The organism is Cylindrospermopsis raciborskii Cr2010 (assembly GCF_003367075.2).
In the GTDB taxonomy this organism is placed as follows: Bacteria; Cyanobacteriota; Cyanobacteriia; order Cyanobacteriales; family Nostocaceae; genus Raphidiopsis; species Raphidiopsis raciborskii.
The window spans coordinates 2,691,739-2,708,708 of sequence record NZ_CP065936.1 but is presented as its reverse complement, the minus strand read 5'-3'; the positions used below and the strand labels follow the sequence as shown (position 1 = coordinate 2,708,708).

Sequence of the window (16,970 nt, the reverse complement as noted above, 5' to 3'; positions counted from 1 at the left end):
GTTAATACAATTGTGCAACCGTTTTTTAGCGTTATTAACAATAAGCTTACTTCGCAATCGTGTTTATATATATCCTGTGGGTTTGTTGGGTTTCGTTCCTCAACCCAACCTACGTTGATCTTATATTTAATTCCACTCACTAGTATTTGATATTCGGGAGCGATCACAATTAATTTCAAGTGAGGAATCTAGGCGCCGATTTTTTTCTCCATGAGGGGGTTGACTATTGTCTCTTGGACGTGATACTCTGATAATGGGAATCTGTGCACTTTTTTCGCGAATGCTCACACTCCATTATACTCAACCCTCATAATACCACATTTTTATCCCTTCAACCATAAAAAAACTTATCTTAACCCCCTATAAATATAATTTTTTCTTATTGTTTATCTTTATATATATGAATTTAGGTGTTAATACAATTGTGTAACCGTTTTTTAGCGTTATTAAAAATGAGTTTACAACCCCATATAGTTTGGTCACGTTTGGTAAATTGCTTGTTGAGTTTTCTCCACCTAATAATAATGGAACTCTATATCCCGCTGGTGTTTCAACACTACTAGTATTTGATATTACCCCCCTTCGCGAAAGAGCGATCGCTACTCCTTGTGGGGAGGCACAATTATTTGTAGGATGGGTTGGGGGTGTTGGGTTTCATACTTCAACCCAACCTACATTGTCTTATATTTAATTCCACTCACTAGTATTTGATATTCGCGAGCGATCTTCCTTCAACACCACATAGTTTACCATCCCGCTGGTCTTTCTAACACTACTAATATTTGATATTCCCCTCGCTAAAGAGCGATCGCTCTTCCTTCTATCTCCTGTAGGATTTTTCCCATCTTTGGTAATTGCACCGAAAATCCCATAAAATAGCGATCGCAATTAATTTCATGAGGGGGTTGACTATTGTCTTTATATCCTCCTCAATCTGACCCAGCTAAAAGTAAACACAAACAAAAGAAACTGCACAATTACTATGGTTGGACCAGAAGCTTGGTTAAATAGACCAGAAGCTGTCATGCCAATAATACTACTCATACAACCTATTACCACTGATAAGATTAAAAATCTACTGAAATGCTCACTCATTAATTTGGCTGTCGCTGAGGGAATCACTAAAAACGCGTTCACTAGTAATACTCCTACTGCTTTAATTGCTACTGCAACTGCTAAAGATAGTAAAATCACAAAACTATAGCGATATACTTCAACCGGTACACCTTGAACTTTAGCCACATCCGGATTGAGTGTTAACAAAATTTGCGATCGCATAGTTGATAATATAAAAATACTACTTATTAATAAGATGATCAGGGTTAAAATTAAATCCGTATGGTCAATGGCCAGAATATCCCCAAAGAGAACCGCCATTAGGTTACCACGATATCCCTGAATCATGGTGGTGAGGATCACACCGATGGCTAAGGATCCTGATAAGACTATACTAAGCACACTATCACTAGCTAAATCAGTTTGGTCGATTATGTAGAGGACAATGACACCAAAAATTAGGGTAAATGGCAATAACATCCAATGGGGATTAGTATTTAATAACACTCCCAAAGCAACTCCCACCAGTGCTGCATGACCCACCGCATGACTAAAAAAGGATAGTTGGCGTAGAGTGGCAAAACTGCCCAATAACCCCCCCAATGTTCCCATTAATACTGCGCCTATCATGGCACGTTGCATAAATGGGAATTGCAAAAGATTAAACAAGTCGTGAATATTAGTAATAAGACTAGTCATTATTTAATGATGATGTTGATAACGACTGAAACCTGGGCCATAGGTTGCTAACAGATTTTGTGGTGAAAGAGCAATTTCCGGTTTACCAGAACAGACCAAGGTTTGATTTAAGCAAAGCACGCGGTCACAATGGCGATTCACCATGTCAATATCGTGGGAAACCTGTAATACGGTCCACCCTTCTTCTAATTTTAACTGATTGAGCAAAGCATAAAAATCTGCTGCTCCCTGAATATCCACCCCAGCGAAAGCTTCGTCTAAAATTAGCAGTTTTCGGGGAGTTACTAAACAATAGGCCAACAAAACCCTTTTTAATTCACCACCACTGAGTGTGCCAATGGTCTTATTTCTTAAATGGTAGGAATTTGTACGCTGTAATGCTACCTTAATAGCTGTGGATTGTTGTTGTCGGATTTGTCGAAATTTACATAACCATGAATTAATAGACGAGCTATTTCTCCCACTGACTGATTCATATTGACCAATACCTAGTCCTACTAACTCACTTGTGGAAATAGGAAAACTACGGTCAAAGATAAAGTTTTGTGGTACATAGCCCAGTAATTGACGTAAATTCCCCAATCTAGAAAGGGGGAAACCAAAAACCTCAATTTTCCCAGCAGTGTGGGGAATCAAATCTAATATACCCTTTACCAGGGTACTTTTACCAGCACCGTTAGGTCCAACTATAGCTGTATCCGTCCCCGGAAACAATTCAAAGGAAACATCCCTAATGGCCAAATATTTCCCCTGGTAGATGTTCAACCCCTCTACCTTTAATATTGGTAATGTAATTTTTGACTGATTTGACGGATTTTGAGTCATTATTATTTTTGACATCCTGTTGCTAAACTTTTTAAGTTGTCTCTCATGGCTTGAAAATAATACTGGGGATTTCTCTCTCCTGTTTCTAACGAATTGAGGGAATATAAAGTCAGATTCAAATCTTGAGCAAGACTGGTAAGTAGTTTATTATCTATTCCTGGTTCGCTAAATAAAACTTTAACTTTGTACTTTCTCACCGTATTAATTACCGCTTGTATATCTCCTGGTGCAAGTTTGTCCTCTGGTAACTCTACTACTGCAACCTGTTTCAGATTATAACGTTTAGCCATATAAGGAAAAGCATCGTGAAAAGTAATGAAAGTACAGTTAGGTATTTTACCAAGAGTTTGCTCAAATTCCCTATTTAGATTATCCAGTTCCTGAATATAAGCTGCTGCATTAGTTTGATAGGTCTGTTTATTTTGCGCATCAGCTGCAATTAAACCATCTCTAATATTAATGACTTGCTGTTTGGCTAATACCGGATCCAACCATACATGGGGATTCCCCAGGGCGTGATCATGTTTGTGGTCATGTTTCTCCCCTTTTATTTTCTCCACCGGTGAACCATCATCCATCACCTTAATCCCTTTACTAGCATCAATTTCTACTAATTTAGGGTTTTTAGCATTTTTCACTGTACCCTCTAAAAACTCTTCCAACCCTAGACCGTTTTTTACCAAAATACTCCCAGTGGCGATCGCCTTGACATTATCTGGAGTAGATTGATATTCATGAATATCAGTACCAGGCTTTACTAACACGTCTACCTTGGCTACATCCCCTACTATAGCTTTAGTGAATAGGTAGACCGGTAAAAATGTTGCCACTATTTTAGTTTGAGTAGCTGGACTAGATTCGGTTGATGTTGATTTTTCTGTTGGTACATTAACCTGCGATCGCTCACAACCATATATTAAAGAAAGAAATAGGATAGAAGATGACCAACCTAAAATCCTTCTAGTAATCTTAGTAGTTTTGGTAGTTTTGCCAAAATTTTTCATGTTCTCTCCTCCAACCATACTAAAAAACATCACCAGAAAAATATTATAGTGATTATCATTATCATGTCAATAGGCAATGAGAAATCATAAGCATGGACGAGATTTTCATGGTAGCTATGCGAAATACGAATACAACCACGATTAAGTGGGAAATAAATCAGGGTTTGTTAACTTGAGGTTAAAAAAATGTTTGCTTGGTGTTAAGGTAAGAAAGAAAGGATTTTTCCTAAGTGTTTGCATTTATCCGGTAGTGGGTAAAAGTCCTAGTTATAAAGAGGTGTGAGGGAACCATGCAAAAATTTCTGTTGTATCTGCTAACAAGTTCTGTACTTGGCTATGCCATTTCTATGAGTGGCAGTGCTTTAGCCGAGGATGTGTCAAAAACAGAATCATCTGTACAGGTATCTGAGCCAAACTACATATCCCAGATGACATCCGTGTCCCAGCTATCAGACGTGCAACCGGGGGATTGGGCATTTCAAGCAATACAGTCATTAATTGAGCGTTATGGTTGTGTGGGTGGTTATCCCGATGGCAAGTTTCGTGGTAATCGAACACTGACCAGATTTGAATTTGCCGCCGCACTAAGTGCTTGTTTAGACCGTGTTAATGAGCTAATTAGTAGTGCTACTGCTGATCAGGTAACTAAACAGGACATTGCCAATATAGAGAGACTGCAAAAACAGTTTGGTCCGGAACTGGAAACTTTCAAGCGTCGTGTAGATACATTAGAGGCTAAAACCACCCGATTGGAAGCAACCCAATTTTCCACAACCACAAAATTGCAAGGTCAGGTAGTAGCTGTTGTTAGTGACATTTCTGCTAGGAAGGTTGACGGAAATCCGGGAGCGGGTAGGAGTGCCACCTTGGGAGCGCGGACAAGATTGGAGCTGGTTACCAGTTTTACAGGTAAAGATACCCTATTTACCAGACTTCAAAGTAATAACATTAGAACCCCTGATGTGGGAACTACAGAAGCAGGTTTCTACTTTGGGGGTGGTGTAGATAGTACAGCTCTTTCCGTGACTGCATTGTCATATAAATTTCCCATAGGTGATAAAACCCAGGTCATAGCTGTTGCTAACGATGGTGCAGCGGAGGACCTAACTACCACTATTACCAGCTTTAATGGTGATGGTGCTTTTGGTGCTTTATCTACCTTTGGTACGCGTAACCCTATTTACTCCCAATTGGGTGCTAGCGGTTTGGGAATAAACCACGAGTTCAATAAAAATTTAACATTGAGCCTAGGGTACTTGGGGGGAGCGATGGATCCCAGCAGTAGCGCTGCTAGTCCCGCTTCTGGTAAGGGTTTGTTTGAGGGACCCTACGGAGCTTTAGCTCAGCTAACTGTTAAACCAAGTGACCGTCTTACTCTGGGACTGACCTACATCAACTCCTACAATTTGCCACTTGCTGCGGGTAGCAATAATGCTACAACCAATTTCTTGGGCAATTTCTCCAGCAATTCCTACGGAGTACAAGCATCCCTGGGTGTTACCCCCAAACTGCGTTTAGAAGGTTGGGCGGGATATACCAAGAGCCAGTTGTTAACGGGTATAAAAGGAGATGTGGATATTTGGAACTATGCTGTTAACCTGGCCTTTCCAGATTTGTGGAAAAAAGGCAACTTGGGTGGTTTAATAGTCGGTATGCAGCCAAAAGTGACCAATGCAAGCACCACTTTGTCCGGACTTAAAGACAAAGATACTTCCTATCATTTGGAAGGTTTTTATCAGTTTAAAGTCAATGACAATATCACCGTCACTCCCGGTCTGATTTGGCTAACTGCACCAAATCACAACAAGCAAAATGACAGTGTTATTATTGGCGCGTTGAGAACTACCTTTAGTTTCTAACCAATCATAGGGGGATCCAGGGAATTGAATTCCCTGGATTAAAGCTCTAGTCAGGTGTGTTTAGTCCAACTGTGCCAAATAGGTAGCCAACGCTTCATTGACCAGCTGAGTCATGGGTTTATTTACTCTCTCTGAGGTTTGCTTGAGCTGTAAGTAAATGTCATCTTGCAAACTTACCCGATGTCGGTATTTACTAGTGCTAACTACCTCTTCTGGCTTGTAACTAGCTGAAAATTCCCGAATGGCATCCAAACCAACCCTATCACAAAAATCACCAAAACTCTCTTTCGCTTGACGGGACTTCTTGAAAAAGACAAAGATGGGTTCTAAAAAGCTCTCAATACTATTGTGGTGCAATTTCTCAATTATTGGTTGTGCTAATCTGGTTTGATCCGGGGAACCACCTAACCATACCTGATAGGATTCTGGCGCACTCCCTACAAACCCTAATTCAGCCATGTAGGGACGAGCGCACCCATTGGGACAACCGGTCATCCTCACCACAAAATGTTCTTTTTGCAGACCTACCTTATCCAGTAAGGTGCGAATCCGCTCTAATATTCCAGGTATTGCTCTTTCTGATTCGGTAATAGCTAAACCGCAGGTGGGTAAGGCTGGACAAGCCATAGCATAGCGGGTTAGGGCAGAAATGGTCTGGGGATTAGTAATTACCCCGGATCTTTCTAAAATGGCTTGAATGGTTTGCCGATCTTTGGGGACAATATCATAGAAAATTAGGTTCTGGTTGGGGGTAAGACGCATGGGTAGGTCAAACTGTTCAACTATGGTCCGTAAGGCAGTTTTTAGTTGAAATTTCCCCTCATCTTTCACTCGACCATTGTCTATGGAAATCCCTAGAAACAGATTACCATCCCCTTGCTCATTCCATCCCAGAAAATCTTGATATTTGAATGGTGGTAGCTCTTGGAAAGGTTTAACCTTGTTGCCAAAATACTCTTCTACTTTAGCCCGGAATTTATCTACTCCCCAGTCTTGTATTAGATATTTTAACCTGGCATGTCTTCTGTCCGTGCGATCGCCATAATCTCTTTGGGTGGCAACAATTGCTTTCACAAGCTCATAGACATCTTTTTTATCTACATAGCAAATAGCATCTGCTAACCGAGCAAAAGTTTCTTCCTTGTTATGGGTTCTTCCTAAACCACCACCAGCAAAGACGTTAAAACCCTCCAGTTCTCCTTGCTCATTAGTAATGACTACCAGGGTTAAATCCTGGGAATACAAATCTACGGAATTATCACCGGGTACGGTCACGCAAACTTTGAATTTACGTGGCATATAATAAGTGCCATAAATGGGCTCTACCGAGTCATGAAAAATAGTCCCAGTGCCATTTTTTTGCCTTGCTGCTTTTACTTCTGGGTGTTCCTGGGCTGTGATGGCTTTTTCCCCATCTAACCAAATTTCATAATAAGCTCCCGTTTGAGGAGACAGTAAATCAGCAACATTTTGGGCATATTCCCAAGCATATTGATATTCTGGACGGTTTTTCCAAGGTGCGGGGGGTGCCATCACATTGCGGTTAATATCCCCACAAGCTCCCAAGGTGGACCCAAGATTTTCGATGATAGTCCCAATTACGGTTTTCAAGTTCTTTTTTAACACACCATGAATTTGAAAACCTTGACGGGTAGTGGCTCTTAGTGTATGGTTACCATATTCATCAGCTAATTTATCTAAGGCTAGGTATAGCTGGGGCGGAACTAAACCACCAGGATTTTTTGTCCGCAGCATCATCTGATAGTCTTTCTCCTGTCCTTTGACGCGGTTATCCCTATTATCCTGTTGGTAGGAACCGTGAAACTTGAGAATTTGTATGGCGTCCTCGGTGAAATGGGTCGTATCCTCAAGGATTTCCGTGGCTAGGGGTTCTCTGAGAAAGTTACTTTTCTCTTTGATCCCTTCCACTTTAGAAGGCTTGCGATCGCTAATCGAGGAAGATGCAGAGTTAATCATTACAGTGACACAGGTGTTGGTAGTAAGGTAATTAGGTATGAGTTATATTGAGTTATGATTATTCAGAATTGCTCCTGATTGTTAATACCCCAAGTACATATATTTAGTCAATAAATGTAACTGAATGTTTATTTATTTTCATGCAAGTTTTGACATTTAACCTTCATTATTTCCCCTCATGGAGACTCCCGCTCTCTTCGGTTGACTGTTGAGGGCAAAATTTATCATTTAAGGTATTGTACATTTCTCTGGTGAACATGGCAAGTACTTTCGGGAGAAAAAGCCATGTTACCTAATGGAGAGAGAAAGACCACCAGGACCTGTGTTTTTAAGTACACATTAGGTCAAAGAGTAAACCTGACCATCAATTAATAGTCGGGTAATACCCTTGGCTTGCAAATGGTTACTAGTCTTGTGCAGCACCTTACTGTCAGGTATTCTAATCACTCGATCGCGTTTGGTAGAAAACCGTTTAGCCACTCGATGATTATCAAACACTGGCAGGGTTTTTTGTTGGGTTTCCACAATGGGTATAGCGCCTAAATCACCAAAGTCTTTTAGGGGTCTGGTAATTAATTCTGCACAGCGGTCAATGACTAAATAACATGTTTTTGGTAGGGGCGCAACTGAAAGTGGCAAAATTTGCACAGAGCTATCCCCAGCCCTAGGTCGGGTTACAAAAGGTGTGGGTCTTTCAAACTCCTCTTCTTCAAAATCCTCCTCATCTTCATATAAATCATCATCTAAATCATCCAAATCTTCTGAATCTTCCAGCAAATCATCACCAAACATATTAGCAATGATACTAGCTTGAGAATCGGTCTCTTCCAGGATTGTAACTTGGTTTTTAACTGGTTCCAGATCTAAAGAGACTGGAAAAGGAGGCTTGTCCGTTGCAGAGGAGCGTGTTTTCACTCTTCTAATGATGGGAGCAGGAATGGGTATAGCTTGAATATCTACAACACCTGCAATTTCCTTTATTACAGCTTTAGACACTTCCATCTGAGGTGTATCAACTCTGGTTACCTCAACCTTGGGAGGTTCTAATTCCTCCACGGGAGTTTGGGTAGCTGCAATCTCATCCTCCTGGGATTGACCCAGCAGGGGTAGTTGTTCATAGCTTACCAGGGCCCTACCTTCCGGAGTTCTAGCAGCGCGTTTGAGGGAAACTAGATACTCATAGTCTTCTTCCGGTAAAATACCTTTAAGCAGACGGCTAATGGTGGAGTTACTCACTCCATAGCGTTCTGCCAAAGTTGAGGTAGTTTCGGCGGTTTCTCTATAGAGTTTGAGAATTTCAGTCTTGTCTGAATCTGTTAGTTTTCTCACGGTAGACACCAAAATTTGTTAACTTTATTTGTCTGTAAGGCACTAATCGAACTTTTATGCACCATTTACATCCCTATCAGCAATTATCAGGAAATTTAAACTTCTTATTCTCACTTAGTCTGTTACTAAATTAACTAGAATTAGTAGGAGCTTTGGAAGCACGGGATTCATCACATTTAACCACTAACTTATAATAACTAGCTCGCCATTTGTCCAGTATATCGAGATTGAGGAACCATTGACAAGCTATCGTCAGATTTTGATTTATGGCTCAGAACCTTATACAAACATAAAGACACAGTTTAATTTTTGGGCAAAAGGTTGACATTCCGACAATTCCTGTCTATTGTAGAATTGTATGGCATTTGGGACTCCACCAAACACAAAAGCCTAAAAAATCTTCCCCGATCGTTGAGTCTGGGAATAGTGAGGGATGTTTTGAGAATTTACAAGTGCTGAAATTGGGCGCGTAGCTCAGTGGATAGAGCAATTGCCTTCTAAGCAATTGGTCGCAGGTTCGAACCCTGCCGCGCTCGCTTTTTATCTCATTCTGTACCCGCTTTGGTGGGTACCTTAAATGGTATAGCATCCTCCAAATAGCCCTCATACTCCTCAATTGCATCCAAAGCCGCGATCGCACTGGGATAATCCGCTAATTGGGTACAAAACTGAGCAATTTCTTCGGGAGTTACTGTATTGGTATCCTTAATCATGCTAGAATAGCGGGATTGGGAATTTAGGTAACTATCAAATGCTGAAGAATGACAAGTGGATAATTGAACAAGCAAAGAAAGGAATGATTGAACCATTTGAACCTAGTTTACTTCGCACTATCAAGTTAGAATCTGGCGCAGAAGTACCTGCATTGAGTTATGGTTTATCTTCCTATGGTTATGATATACGTTTATCACCTAAAGAATTTTTAGTATTTAAACATATTCCTGGAACAGTTGTTAATCCTAAAAAATTTAATCCCAAAAATTTAGAATCTGTAGATTTACAACATGATGAAGATGGAGATTTTTTTATTATTCCTGCACATTCTTATGGACTAGGAGTAGCATTAGAAAAATTACAAATACCTCCTAATGTAACTGCAATTTGTTTGGGAAAAAGCACTTATGCCCGTGTGGGTTTGATAGCAAATATTACACCTGCGGAGGCTTCGTGGAATGGCGCACTTACCCTGGAATTTAGTAATTCATCAAGTGCTGATTGTAGAATTTATGCCAATGAAGGAGTTGTGCAATTATTGTTTTTAGAAGGAGAACCATGTCAAACTACTTATGCAGATAGAGTAGGTAAATATCAAAATCAGCCTGAAAGAGTAACTTTAGCTAAAGTATAGTTGAATTATATTGAACTAAATTATGAGGAAAAATCATCATGGTACAAGTAGCACCAAAACTAATCACTGTCAATGAGTTTATTACTCAATATGGTGACAATAATCATTATGAATTAATTGATGGGGAATTAATCGAGATGGAACCCACTGGACCACATGAACAAATATCAGCTTTTACCAGTCGTAAACTCAATGTAGAAATTGATCATCAAGATTTACCATATTTTACACCTTCTCGCTGCTTGGTGAAACTTTTGGGAACTAATACGGCTTTTCGTCCTGATGTGATTGTACTGGATCAAACTCAATTAATTAATGAGCCTTTATGGCAACAAGAACCTGTAATTACATCAGGAAAATTAATTAAATTAATTGCAGAAGTTGTGAGTACAAACTGGCAAAATGATTATGCTCGTAAGGTGGAAGATTATGCTTTATTAGGTGTACCTGAATATTGGATTATAGATTATTTGGGTTTAGGTGGTAGGGAATATATTGGTAAAGTTAAGCAGCCAACTATTACTATTTGTAAGTTAATTGAAGATGAGTATCAAAAGCAGTTGTTTCAACATGATGATCTTCTTGTTTCTGCTATTTTGCCCAGTTTACAATTAACTGCAAAACAACTTTTAACTGCTGGTGGTAGTGTAAATATGGTAGGTAGATTGTAGGTTGGGTAGAACGCAACCCAACATTTCCGCATCTACTATCTCCTCGTCTCTCCTGCACCCAGGTATAATTCTCCCACTTTGGGATCTTGGAGTAATTCCTGACCTGATCCGGAAATCTCATCTTTTCCAGAGACTAATACATATCCTGTATGAGCTAGTTCTAGTGCTTTCCGAGCATTTTGCTCTACCAAGACTATAGCTGTTCCCCCCTGGTTAATTTGTTTAATCTGCTCAAAGACCTGGGTCACTAAAATAGGAGATAAAGCTGCTGAAGGTTCATCTAATAATAATAGTCTCGGTTCTAACATTAAAGCTTTACCCATAGCTAACATTTGCCTTTCTCCACCAGATAGAGTTCCAGCACGTTGCAAACGGCGATCGCCTAATCTGGGAAACATGGTGAAGATTTTATCTTTCAAGGGTTTTAGGGGGATATTTCTGACAAAAGCGCCCATTTCCAAATTTTCTTCTATGGTTAATGAGGGGAAAACGTTGGCTATTTGGGGTACATAACACATACCCTTCTTAACGATTTGATCACATTTTAACCCGTTGATTTTTTCTCCCCCAAAGGTGATGGTACCCGTGTGAGGTGTCAAGAGTCCAAAAATGGTTTTAGCCAAGGTAGATTTCCCTGCACCATTAGGACCAATGACAGTGACCAACTCTCCATAACCAACCCGAAAATTAATCCCTTGCAAAATATCCACATCCTTAATGTACCCCGCGTGGACGTTTTCTACTTCTAGTAGGTAATTATTTCTGGAGTTGTTTTTAGGACTATTTTCCGGGTTGTTTATCATCATTATCACCTATTATTGTGGTATTTTTTGTAATTCAGGTCGTTCCTGGGGAACTATTGCTCCTTCTACTGGGCAAACTTGTAAACATATACCACAATCAATACAAGTGGTAAAGTCTATCCAGTACCAATCTGTACCTTTCATATTCTTACCTAGACCTTCATGAATGCACGCTACTGGACAAGCAGTAACACAGTCTGCAACTCCTTCGCAAGTTTCTGTAACTATTGTATGTGGCATAGATTCTCCTCTCTTAATTATTTTTCCATCAACTAACGGTTTCAATTCTGCCTGTGCCATCGGATTTAATCCAGGCAATTTGGGCTATGGAGCGTTCTTTGGCATATTCACGAACCCCTTGAGGATCTTTGCCTCCTAATTCCATTTCCACCCTAATTAAATCGGCTGAATCTCGTAACTTTTGTGCATAAGCAAAAGTGGCAACTTGAGCATTGTCCCCTTCTGGTACTACTAACCAATTACTGGAAGGAATAGTTTGGGGTAATTGTTGGGTACTGGATAAAACTTGATATAAATCATCAATACTCAATTCAAACCCAATACCAGGAATATTTTCTCCTCGAGGATTATATAAACCCAACAGTTGGTCATAGCGACCTCCCCGTCCTAAAACCTGGGCCTGACCATTCAGGTCACCCACCACTTCAAACACAATTCCCGTGTAATAATCAATGGTTTGAATGAGACTCAGATCAAGAATGAGAGAAAATTTCCCTTCCGCTTCTAATAATTCCACCAGGGATTTCAGATGGTTGACCGCTGCTTGCTGACTGGAATCTAAAGGGAAATTACTGACTTTTTGCAACACCTCCCCACTTTTTCCCCGTAAATCCATCATGATTTTCGCCTGTTTATGTAGATCCTCACCCAGGGGTAAAGTATCTATGGCTACCCTATCTAAATTGGCGATCGCCATTCTCACCTGAGTTCTAATTTCCGGGGGGAAAGCATTGAGTAGGGACTTAGTAATTCCTGCTTCACCCAAAATTAAATGCCATTGGTTTAACCCTAGAGCTGTCAAACAGTTAGAGGTCAAAAGTAACACTTCTGCATTAGCCAATAAACCCTCAGCACCTAACAGTTCCACACCTGCTTGATAATATTCTTGCTGATGATTGTGTCGTTTTTCCCAATTACGACGAAACACATTGGCGTTGTAATATAATCGCTGGGGATAATGAGCCATGGCCATACGGGTAACCACAGTCCGAGCAATAGAAGCAGTCAATTCGGGACGTAAACCCAATTCTTCATCTTGACCGGTTTGTAACTGTATAACTTTATGGCGATCAATAGCTTCTCCAGCCATAATAGTATCCATACGCTCCAAAGTTGAGGTGATAATCCTGTGATATCCCCAACGATGAAAAACCTGTTGTAACCTATCTTCAATCCAGCGTTTTTGAGCCACATCTAAGGGTAATAAATCTCTAGCTCCCGCTGCTGGTTGATACACCATGATTTTTTCTTCCCACCAAACAAATAACTAAACCAAATCCAAATTAGCGGTTAACCTGCATTAGTTCATCACTAATGACCTGGTGAAGATAACTATTAGTAGCTAGGATCCTCCCAGAATCAATTTCTAAATCACTACCATTATAGGCGGTAACCTTACCTCCTGCTTCCCGCACTAAAATTATACCAGCAACCATATCCCAAGGAGCAAGACCCCTTTCCCAATAACCATCCACCCTTCCACAGCTGATGTAGGCTAAATCTAAGGCTGCGGATCCTCCCCGTCTCACACCTTGGGTCAGGTGGGTAAAGTGGCAAAATTCTGGATAGTTAGTATCGCTTGTTTCTCTTCTATCATAGGCAAAACCCGTAGTTAGGAGACTTTTGCTCAATTGTGTGGTAGAGGAGACTCGAATGGGACGACGGTTACGTGTTGCACCCAGACCAGCAGCAGCTTGAAATAGTTCACCCCGGAGAGGATCGTAAATCACACCCACTTTTGGCTCCCCCTCCACTAGTAAGCCAATGGAAGTGCAAAAACAGGGATATTGATGGGTATAGTTAGTTGTGCCATCGAGGGGATCAATTACCCACAGGTACTGACTGGTCTGATTTCCCACTTTTCCTGATTCTTCAGCTAGAATGGGGTGTTCGGGAAAGTGACGGTTAATTACTGCCAAAATTGCTTTTTCAGCGGTTTGATCAGCAGCAGTGACTAAATCACCGGGTCTGCCTTTTTCAGTAACTGCATCTTCTACCTTTCCTAAATAGTCTTGTAAAATCACACCAGCAGCTAGGGCTGCTTCTGTAGCAATATCTAGAAAAACTTGTAAATTCGTCATCTCCATGGCAAATAAAAAAGCAAGAACTCAACCGTTGATCCGACGAAATTGACCGGGAGTCAGACGTAAGGGGTTTTCTGGATTCCAAATCCCTTCCCCCATGAGTCTAGCCCAGTGTTGGGCATTTTCCAGGCGTAAATCGTACTTGTGATTGGGGGATCTTCCTGCAAATAGAGCATACCCCTGTTTGATGATTTGCTCGTTCACTAGCACTTGATCCTTCCAAACATAAGCTAGATTGCGTCCAAATTTATCCTGGGTTTGTAAATCAAATTCTAGTTTGATTTGGGCTAGTTTGATTTGGGCTAGTTTGATTTGGGCGCTATTGGTATTATTATTGGTAGTATTATCACTATTGGCATCTTGAATCAACTTTTCTAATAATTTTCTGGCATCTTCTCCCCAAGGGTACTGACGCAGGTCGGGGGCGTCTAAACCAATTAATCGCACGGAGGATACGGAATTTGTCGGATCTCCTATTTTTGCCACTTCTAGGGTTTGCCCGCTTACTACTCTTACCACTCTCGCTTGAACTATACTATCTTTGGTTCTGTCCTTGCTTTGACAACCTACTAAGAGCAACATTAGTGAACAACAAAGTACAATTGGCAGCAAACTTAGATAATTCCAGGAATTGCCCCTAATTGCCATCCTGGGTACTAAAAGTTCTATAATCCTCATTAATTTGCCTCTAGTCCTCTTCTAAGGGAAACCCAGCCCTTACTTTACCTTTGCCAAAAAATCGCCCGAATTGAAGTTCATAAACTTCATCCTCATCTTGGGTTTCTACCTCTAGGTTGGAACAAGCATAACTTACACACAACAAAGCATAACCTTGACGACGTAATTCTGGAGATAAACCAATAGCTTCGGGTTGGTAAATTTCCCCGGATAAAACTCTCACAGCACAGGTGGTACAAGCCCCATTGCGACAAGAAAAGGGCAATTCCACACCATTGTTTTCTGCGGAGTGGAGAATGTACCGATCATCGGGAACTTGCACCCTATGGGATAGACCAGTTTGGCGATTATGAACTGTAATTGTGTGGGTTTGAGCCATGTTTCGTCGGAGTTGGAAAAATATGTAGCTTACCACTCTATTGTAAAAAACATATCTGGCAAAAATGGCAAAAATTTTTTGATTTAACCATTGCATTTTTTAAGATCTTAGTTTATAGTTATAACTCATGACCTACTGGAGAGGTGGCCGAGTGGTTGAAGGCGCAGCACTGGAAATGCTGTTTGGAGGAAACTTCAACGAGGGTTCGAATCCCTCCCTCTCCGTCTCTTGGTTTTAATGGATGTAAGTGGGTGCCATGTTGATATTAACAAAACTGAAAAGTGACCACGGTCACACTGCTTTTGACTTAGTGTTACCCCTTACTGCTGAGGAACGCAGGCGCAGTCGTTATCGCTTGATATTAGAAAACGGACAGGAAATATGTTGGCGTTTATCTCGCGGGAGGGTTATTCATCATGGAGATATGCTCGCAGATGAAAGTGAAACAACTTGGATAAAAATTGTTGCCAAACCTGAACCTGTTTTGACAGTGGTTGGCACAACCCCTATACAATTACTACGAGCAGCTTATCACCTGGGCAATCGTCATATACCAGTGGAACTTACTACTGATTATTTGCGACTGTCTCCCGATTCAGTGCTACAATCGATGCTGCAAAAATTGCAGTTGGAGGTGACAGAAGAAGTAGCACCTTTTTACCCCGAACTAGGAGCTTATGGAGACCATCACTCTCACGAATAGTCGTTTTTTGTCTATTTTACAACTAGCCAGTCCCTCTTTACCTGTGGGTGCTTATAGCTATTCTGAGGGGTTAGAAGTGCTGGTGGAAAATAGGACTATTCACGACAGGGTTGGATTGAAAAATTGGTTAGATTCCGAATTGCGCTACGGTTCGATTCGTATTGATGGTGCAGTTATGATTAGAGCCATACAATCCACTAATTTGGCAGATCTAGAAGGGTTGAAAAAATGGAACTATTGGTTGTCTGCTTTTAGAGATACACAAGAACTGCGCGCTGCTAGTTGGCAAATGGGAAGATCTCTCTTACAATTATTGGGTAAGTTATCACCCCCAATTACATCTATATCCAATACGGTTGGTTATCCTTGTAACTATGCGATCGCCTTTGGTATTGGCTGTGGTCATTGGCAAATTGATGCTCGGGTAGGGTTGTTGGCATATTTACATAGCTGGGCGAGTAATTTAATTACAGCGGGCATAAAACTCATTCCCCTAGGTCAAACCAGTGGTCAAGAATTGTTGTGGGAGTTACAGGGACTATTAGATATAACGGTGGAGGAAATTCTTTCCCTGGAAGATGATCATCTCAGTTGCTGTAGTTGGGGTTTATCTTTAGCTAGTATGCAACACGAAACCCAGTATACAAGACTATTCAGGAGTTAGAATAGTTGATAAATATTAACACTAATAATAACTAATTATTGCTTATGAGTGCCTATCGTGTAGGAGTAGCAGGACCCGTGGGTTCTGGCAAGACAGCTTTAGTGGATGCACTATGTAAATCATTGCGGGAGAGTTATAAATTAGCGGTTGTTACCAACGATATTTATACTCAAGAGGATGCACAATTTTTGGTTCGCTCTCAAGCATTAGAGAGGGAGCGTATTTTAGGGGTAGAGACGGGGGGATGTCCTCACACAGCGATTCGAGAAGATGCTTCTATGAATTTGGCAGCTATTGAACAGTTAGAAGAAAAATTCACCGATTTAGATGTGGTCTTTTTAGAAAGTGGGGGAGATAATCTAGCTGCTACATTTAGTCCGGAATTAGTGGATTTAACCATCTATGTTATAGACGTTGCTGCGGGGGATAAAATTCCCCGCAAGGGTGGACCAGGAATTACTAAGTCAGATTTACTAGTTATTAATAAAACCGATCTCGCTCCCTACGTGGGTGCAGATCTAAATGTTATGGAACGAGACACCAAGAGAATGCGTGGGGAACAACCATTTATCTTTACTAACCTAAAAGTTCAAGCAGGGTTAGCAGATGTGATTGATTTTATAATATCAAGGATCTGCTAGGTTGTGAAGA

General features: G+C 40.8%; 19 protein-coding genes and 2 tRNA genes. 8 read left to right on the top strand and 13 right to left on the bottom strand.

Annotated features, from left to right (window positions below; all coding sequences use genetic code 11):
* Nucleotides 1-687: 687 nt before the first annotated feature.
* The 4 genes from C6N34_RS12355 to C6N34_RS12340 are packed head-to-tail and all read right to left on the bottom strand — an operon-like array spanning nt 688 to nt 3,584.
* On the bottom strand, nt 688-888 hold the full coding sequence (locus C6N34_RS12355; RefSeq protein ID WP_141303283.1) for a hypothetical protein: 201 nt from the start codon (nt 886-888) through the stop codon (nt 688-690).
* Between the two features lie 30 nt (nt 889-918).
* On the bottom strand, nt 919-1,755 hold the full coding sequence (locus C6N34_RS12350; RefSeq protein WP_115538652.1) for a metal ABC transporter permease: 837 nt from the start codon (nt 1,753-1,755) through the stop codon (nt 919-921).
* Nucleotides 1,756-1,758: 3 nt separating this feature from the next.
* Complete coding sequence (locus tag C6N34_RS12345) at nt 1,759-2,580, bottom strand: metal ABC transporter ATP-binding protein (RefSeq protein ID WP_181884034.1); 822 nt, start codon at nt 2,578-2,580, stop codon at nt 1,759-1,761.
* 2 nt (nt 2,581-2,582) lie between these two features.
* Entirely contained in the window at nt 2,583-3,584 is a 1,002-nt protein-coding gene (locus C6N34_RS12340) for a metal ABC transporter solute-binding protein, Zn/Mn family (protein WP_115538651.1), read from the bottom strand.
* Nucleotides 3,585-3,874: 290 nt separating this feature from the next.
* Here C6N34_RS12340 and C6N34_RS12335 point away from each other — a divergent pair, with 290 nt between their 5' ends.
* The gene (locus C6N34_RS12335; RefSeq protein ID WP_115538650.1) at nt 3,875-5,443 is read left to right on the top strand and encodes an iron uptake porin; all 1,569 of its coding nucleotides are present in this window, start codon (nt 3,875-3,877) and stop codon (nt 5,441-5,443) included.
* Nucleotides 5,444-5,503: 60 nt separating this feature from the next.
* On the opposite strand, the gene sir is transcribed toward C6N34_RS12335, so the two are convergent.
* Both sir and C6N34_RS12325 read right to left on the bottom strand, forming a co-directional pair.
* Entirely contained in the window at nt 5,504-7,420 is a 1,917-nt protein-coding gene (gene sir, locus C6N34_RS12330) for a sulfite reductase, ferredoxin dependent (RefSeq protein WP_115538649.1), read from the bottom strand.
* A gap of 339 nt (nt 7,421-7,759) precedes the next feature.
* Nucleotides 7,760-8,749, bottom strand: a complete 990-nt coding sequence (locus C6N34_RS12325) for a helix-turn-helix domain-containing protein (RefSeq protein ID WP_115538648.1) — start codon at nt 8,747-8,749, stop codon at nt 7,760-7,762.
* A gap of 463 nt (nt 8,750-9,212) precedes the next feature.
* Between C6N34_RS12325 and C6N34_RS12320 the strand changes: the two genes are divergently transcribed.
* Nucleotides 9,213-9,285, top strand: a tRNA-Arg gene (locus C6N34_RS12320).
* Between the two features lie 9 nt (nt 9,286-9,294).
* On the opposite strand, the gene C6N34_RS12315 is transcribed toward C6N34_RS12320, so the two are convergent.
* Entirely contained in the window at nt 9,295-9,462 is a 168-nt protein-coding gene (locus tag C6N34_RS12315; RefSeq protein WP_181407009.1) for a hypothetical protein, read from the bottom strand.
* Nucleotides 9,463-9,500: 38 nt separating this feature from the next.
* Here C6N34_RS12315 and dcd point away from each other — a divergent pair, with 38 nt between their 5' ends.
* On the top strand, nt 9,501-10,097 hold the full coding sequence (dcd, locus tag C6N34_RS12310) for a dCTP deaminase (RefSeq protein WP_006277145.1): 597 nt from the start codon (nt 9,501-9,503) through the stop codon (nt 10,095-10,097).
* A 38-nt stretch (nt 10,098-10,135) separates the two neighbouring features.
* The gene (locus tag C6N34_RS12305) at nt 10,136-10,768 is read left to right on the top strand and encodes a Uma2 family endonuclease (protein ID WP_006277146.1); all 633 of its coding nucleotides are present in this window, start codon (nt 10,136-10,138) and stop codon (nt 10,766-10,768) included.
* A 35-nt stretch (nt 10,769-10,803) separates the two neighbouring features.
* On the opposite strand, the gene C6N34_RS12300 is transcribed toward C6N34_RS12305, so the two are convergent.
* Genes C6N34_RS12300 through C6N34_RS12275 form a run of 6 tightly spaced genes read right to left on the bottom strand, consistent with a single transcriptional unit; the run spans nt 10,804 to nt 14,952 of the window.
* A complete protein-coding gene (locus C6N34_RS12300; protein WP_115538647.1) occupies nt 10,804-11,571 on the bottom strand; it encodes an ABC transporter ATP-binding protein in 768 nt (255 codons plus the stop codon).
* A gap of 12 nt (nt 11,572-11,583) precedes the next feature.
* Nucleotides 11,584-11,811 (bottom strand): indolepyruvate ferredoxin oxidoreductase subunit alpha, encoded by a 228-nt coding sequence (locus C6N34_RS12295; RefSeq protein ID WP_115538646.1) that lies wholly within the window; start codon nt 11,809-11,811, stop codon nt 11,584-11,586.
* A gap of 28 nt (nt 11,812-11,839) precedes the next feature.
* The gene (locus C6N34_RS12290; RefSeq protein ID WP_115538645.1) at nt 11,840-13,051 is read right to left on the bottom strand and encodes an ATP phosphoribosyltransferase regulatory subunit; all 1,212 of its coding nucleotides are present in this window, start codon (nt 13,049-13,051) and stop codon (nt 11,840-11,842) included.
* Between the two features lie 43 nt (nt 13,052-13,094).
* Nucleotides 13,095-13,892 (bottom strand): inositol monophosphatase family protein, encoded by a 798-nt coding sequence (locus C6N34_RS12285; protein WP_115538644.1) that lies wholly within the window; start codon nt 13,890-13,892, stop codon nt 13,095-13,097.
* Between the two features lie 27 nt (nt 13,893-13,919).
* Nucleotides 13,920-14,573 carry a thermonuclease family protein gene (locus tag C6N34_RS12280; RefSeq protein ID WP_115538643.1) on the bottom strand — a complete coding sequence of 218 codons (654 nt, stop codon included), beginning with the start codon at nt 14,571-14,573 and terminating at the stop codon, nt 13,920-13,922.
* Nucleotides 14,574-14,583: 10 nt separating this feature from the next.
* Nucleotides 14,584-14,952, bottom strand: coding sequence for a 2Fe-2S iron-sulfur cluster-binding protein (locus C6N34_RS12275; protein WP_006277152.1), 369 nt, complete (start codon nt 14,950-14,952; stop codon nt 14,584-14,586).
* 137 nt (nt 14,953-15,089) lie between these two features.
* Here C6N34_RS12275 and C6N34_RS12270 point away from each other — a divergent pair.
* The 4 genes from C6N34_RS12270 (at nt 15,090) to ureG (ending at nt 16,960) form a co-directional block, all read left to right on the top strand.
* A tRNA-Ser gene (locus tag C6N34_RS12270) sits at nt 15,090-15,176 on the top strand.
* A gap of 32 nt (nt 15,177-15,208) precedes the next feature.
* A complete protein-coding gene (gene ureE / locus C6N34_RS12265) occupies nt 15,209-15,655 on the top strand; it encodes an urease accessory protein UreE (RefSeq protein WP_057178704.1) in 447 nt (148 codons plus the stop codon).
* Nucleotides 15,630-16,319 carry an urease accessory protein UreF gene (locus tag C6N34_RS12260; RefSeq protein ID WP_115538642.1) on the top strand — a complete coding sequence of 230 codons (690 nt, stop codon included), beginning with the start codon at nt 15,630-15,632 and terminating at the stop codon, nt 16,317-16,319. Before ureE ends, C6N34_RS12260 begins: the two co-directional genes overlap by 26 nt.
* A gap of 44 nt (nt 16,320-16,363) precedes the next feature.
* The gene (gene ureG, locus C6N34_RS12255; protein WP_057178702.1) at nt 16,364-16,960 is read left to right on the top strand and encodes an urease accessory protein UreG; all 597 of its coding nucleotides are present in this window, start codon (nt 16,364-16,366) and stop codon (nt 16,958-16,960) included.
* The last annotated feature ends 10 nt before the right edge of the window (nt 16,961-16,970 follow it).

Excerpts from the sequence above, each read along its gene's own strand:
- C6N34_RS12315 (WP_181407009.1), bottom strand. The coding sequence starts at position 9,462 with ATGATTAAGGATACCAATACAGTAACTCCCGAAGAAATTGCTCAGTTT.
- C6N34_RS12335 (WP_115538650.1), top strand. The coding sequence starts at position 3,875 with ATGCAAAAATTTCTGTTGTATCTGCTAACAAGTTCTGTACTTGGCTAT.
- ureE (WP_057178704.1), top strand. The coding sequence starts at position 15,209 with ATGTTGATATTAACAAAACTGAAAAGTGACCACGGTCACACTGCTTTT.
- C6N34_RS12305 (WP_006277146.1), top strand. The coding sequence starts at position 10,136 with ATGGTACAAGTAGCACCAAAACTAATCACTGTCAATGAGTTTATTACT.
- C6N34_RS12340 (WP_115538651.1), bottom strand. The coding sequence starts at position 3,584 with ATGAAAAATTTTGGCAAAACTACCAAAACTACTAAGATTACTAGAAGG.
- C6N34_RS12285 (WP_115538644.1), bottom strand. The coding sequence starts at position 13,892 with ATGACGAATTTACAAGTTTTTCTAGATATTGCTACAGAAGCAGCCCTA.
- C6N34_RS12345 (WP_181884034.1), bottom strand. The coding sequence starts at position 2,580 with ATGACTCAAAATCCGTCAAATCAGTCAAAAATTACATTACCAATATTA.
- C6N34_RS12290 (WP_115538645.1), bottom strand. The coding sequence starts at position 13,051 with ATGGTGTATCAACCAGCAGCGGGAGCTAGAGATTTATTACCCTTAGAT.
- C6N34_RS12295 (WP_115538646.1), bottom strand. The coding sequence starts at position 11,811 with ATGCCACATACAATAGTTACAGAAACTTGCGAAGGAGTTGCAGACTGT.
- dcd (WP_006277145.1), top strand. The coding sequence starts at position 9,501 with ATGCTGAAGAATGACAAGTGGATAATTGAACAAGCAAAGAAAGGAATG.
- ureG (WP_057178702.1), top strand. The coding sequence starts at position 16,364 with ATGAGTGCCTATCGTGTAGGAGTAGCAGGACCCGTGGGTTCTGGCAAG.
- C6N34_RS12260 (WP_115538642.1), top strand. The coding sequence starts at position 15,630 with ATGGAGACCATCACTCTCACGAATAGTCGTTTTTTGTCTATTTTACAA.
- C6N34_RS12280 (WP_115538643.1), bottom strand. The coding sequence starts at position 14,573 with ATGAGGATTATAGAACTTTTAGTACCCAGGATGGCAATTAGGGGCAAT.
- C6N34_RS12300 (WP_115538647.1), bottom strand. The coding sequence starts at position 11,571 with ATGATAAACAACCCGGAAAATAGTCCTAAAAACAACTCCAGAAATAAT.
- C6N34_RS12350 (WP_115538652.1), bottom strand. The coding sequence starts at position 1,755 with ATGACTAGTCTTATTACTAATATTCACGACTTGTTTAATCTTTTGCAA.
- C6N34_RS12275 (WP_006277152.1), bottom strand. The coding sequence starts at position 14,952 with ATGGCTCAAACCCACACAATTACAGTTCATAATCGCCAAACTGGTCTA.
- sir (WP_115538649.1), bottom strand. The coding sequence starts at position 7,420 with ATGATTAACTCTGCATCTTCCTCGATTAGCGATCGCAAGCCTTCTAAA.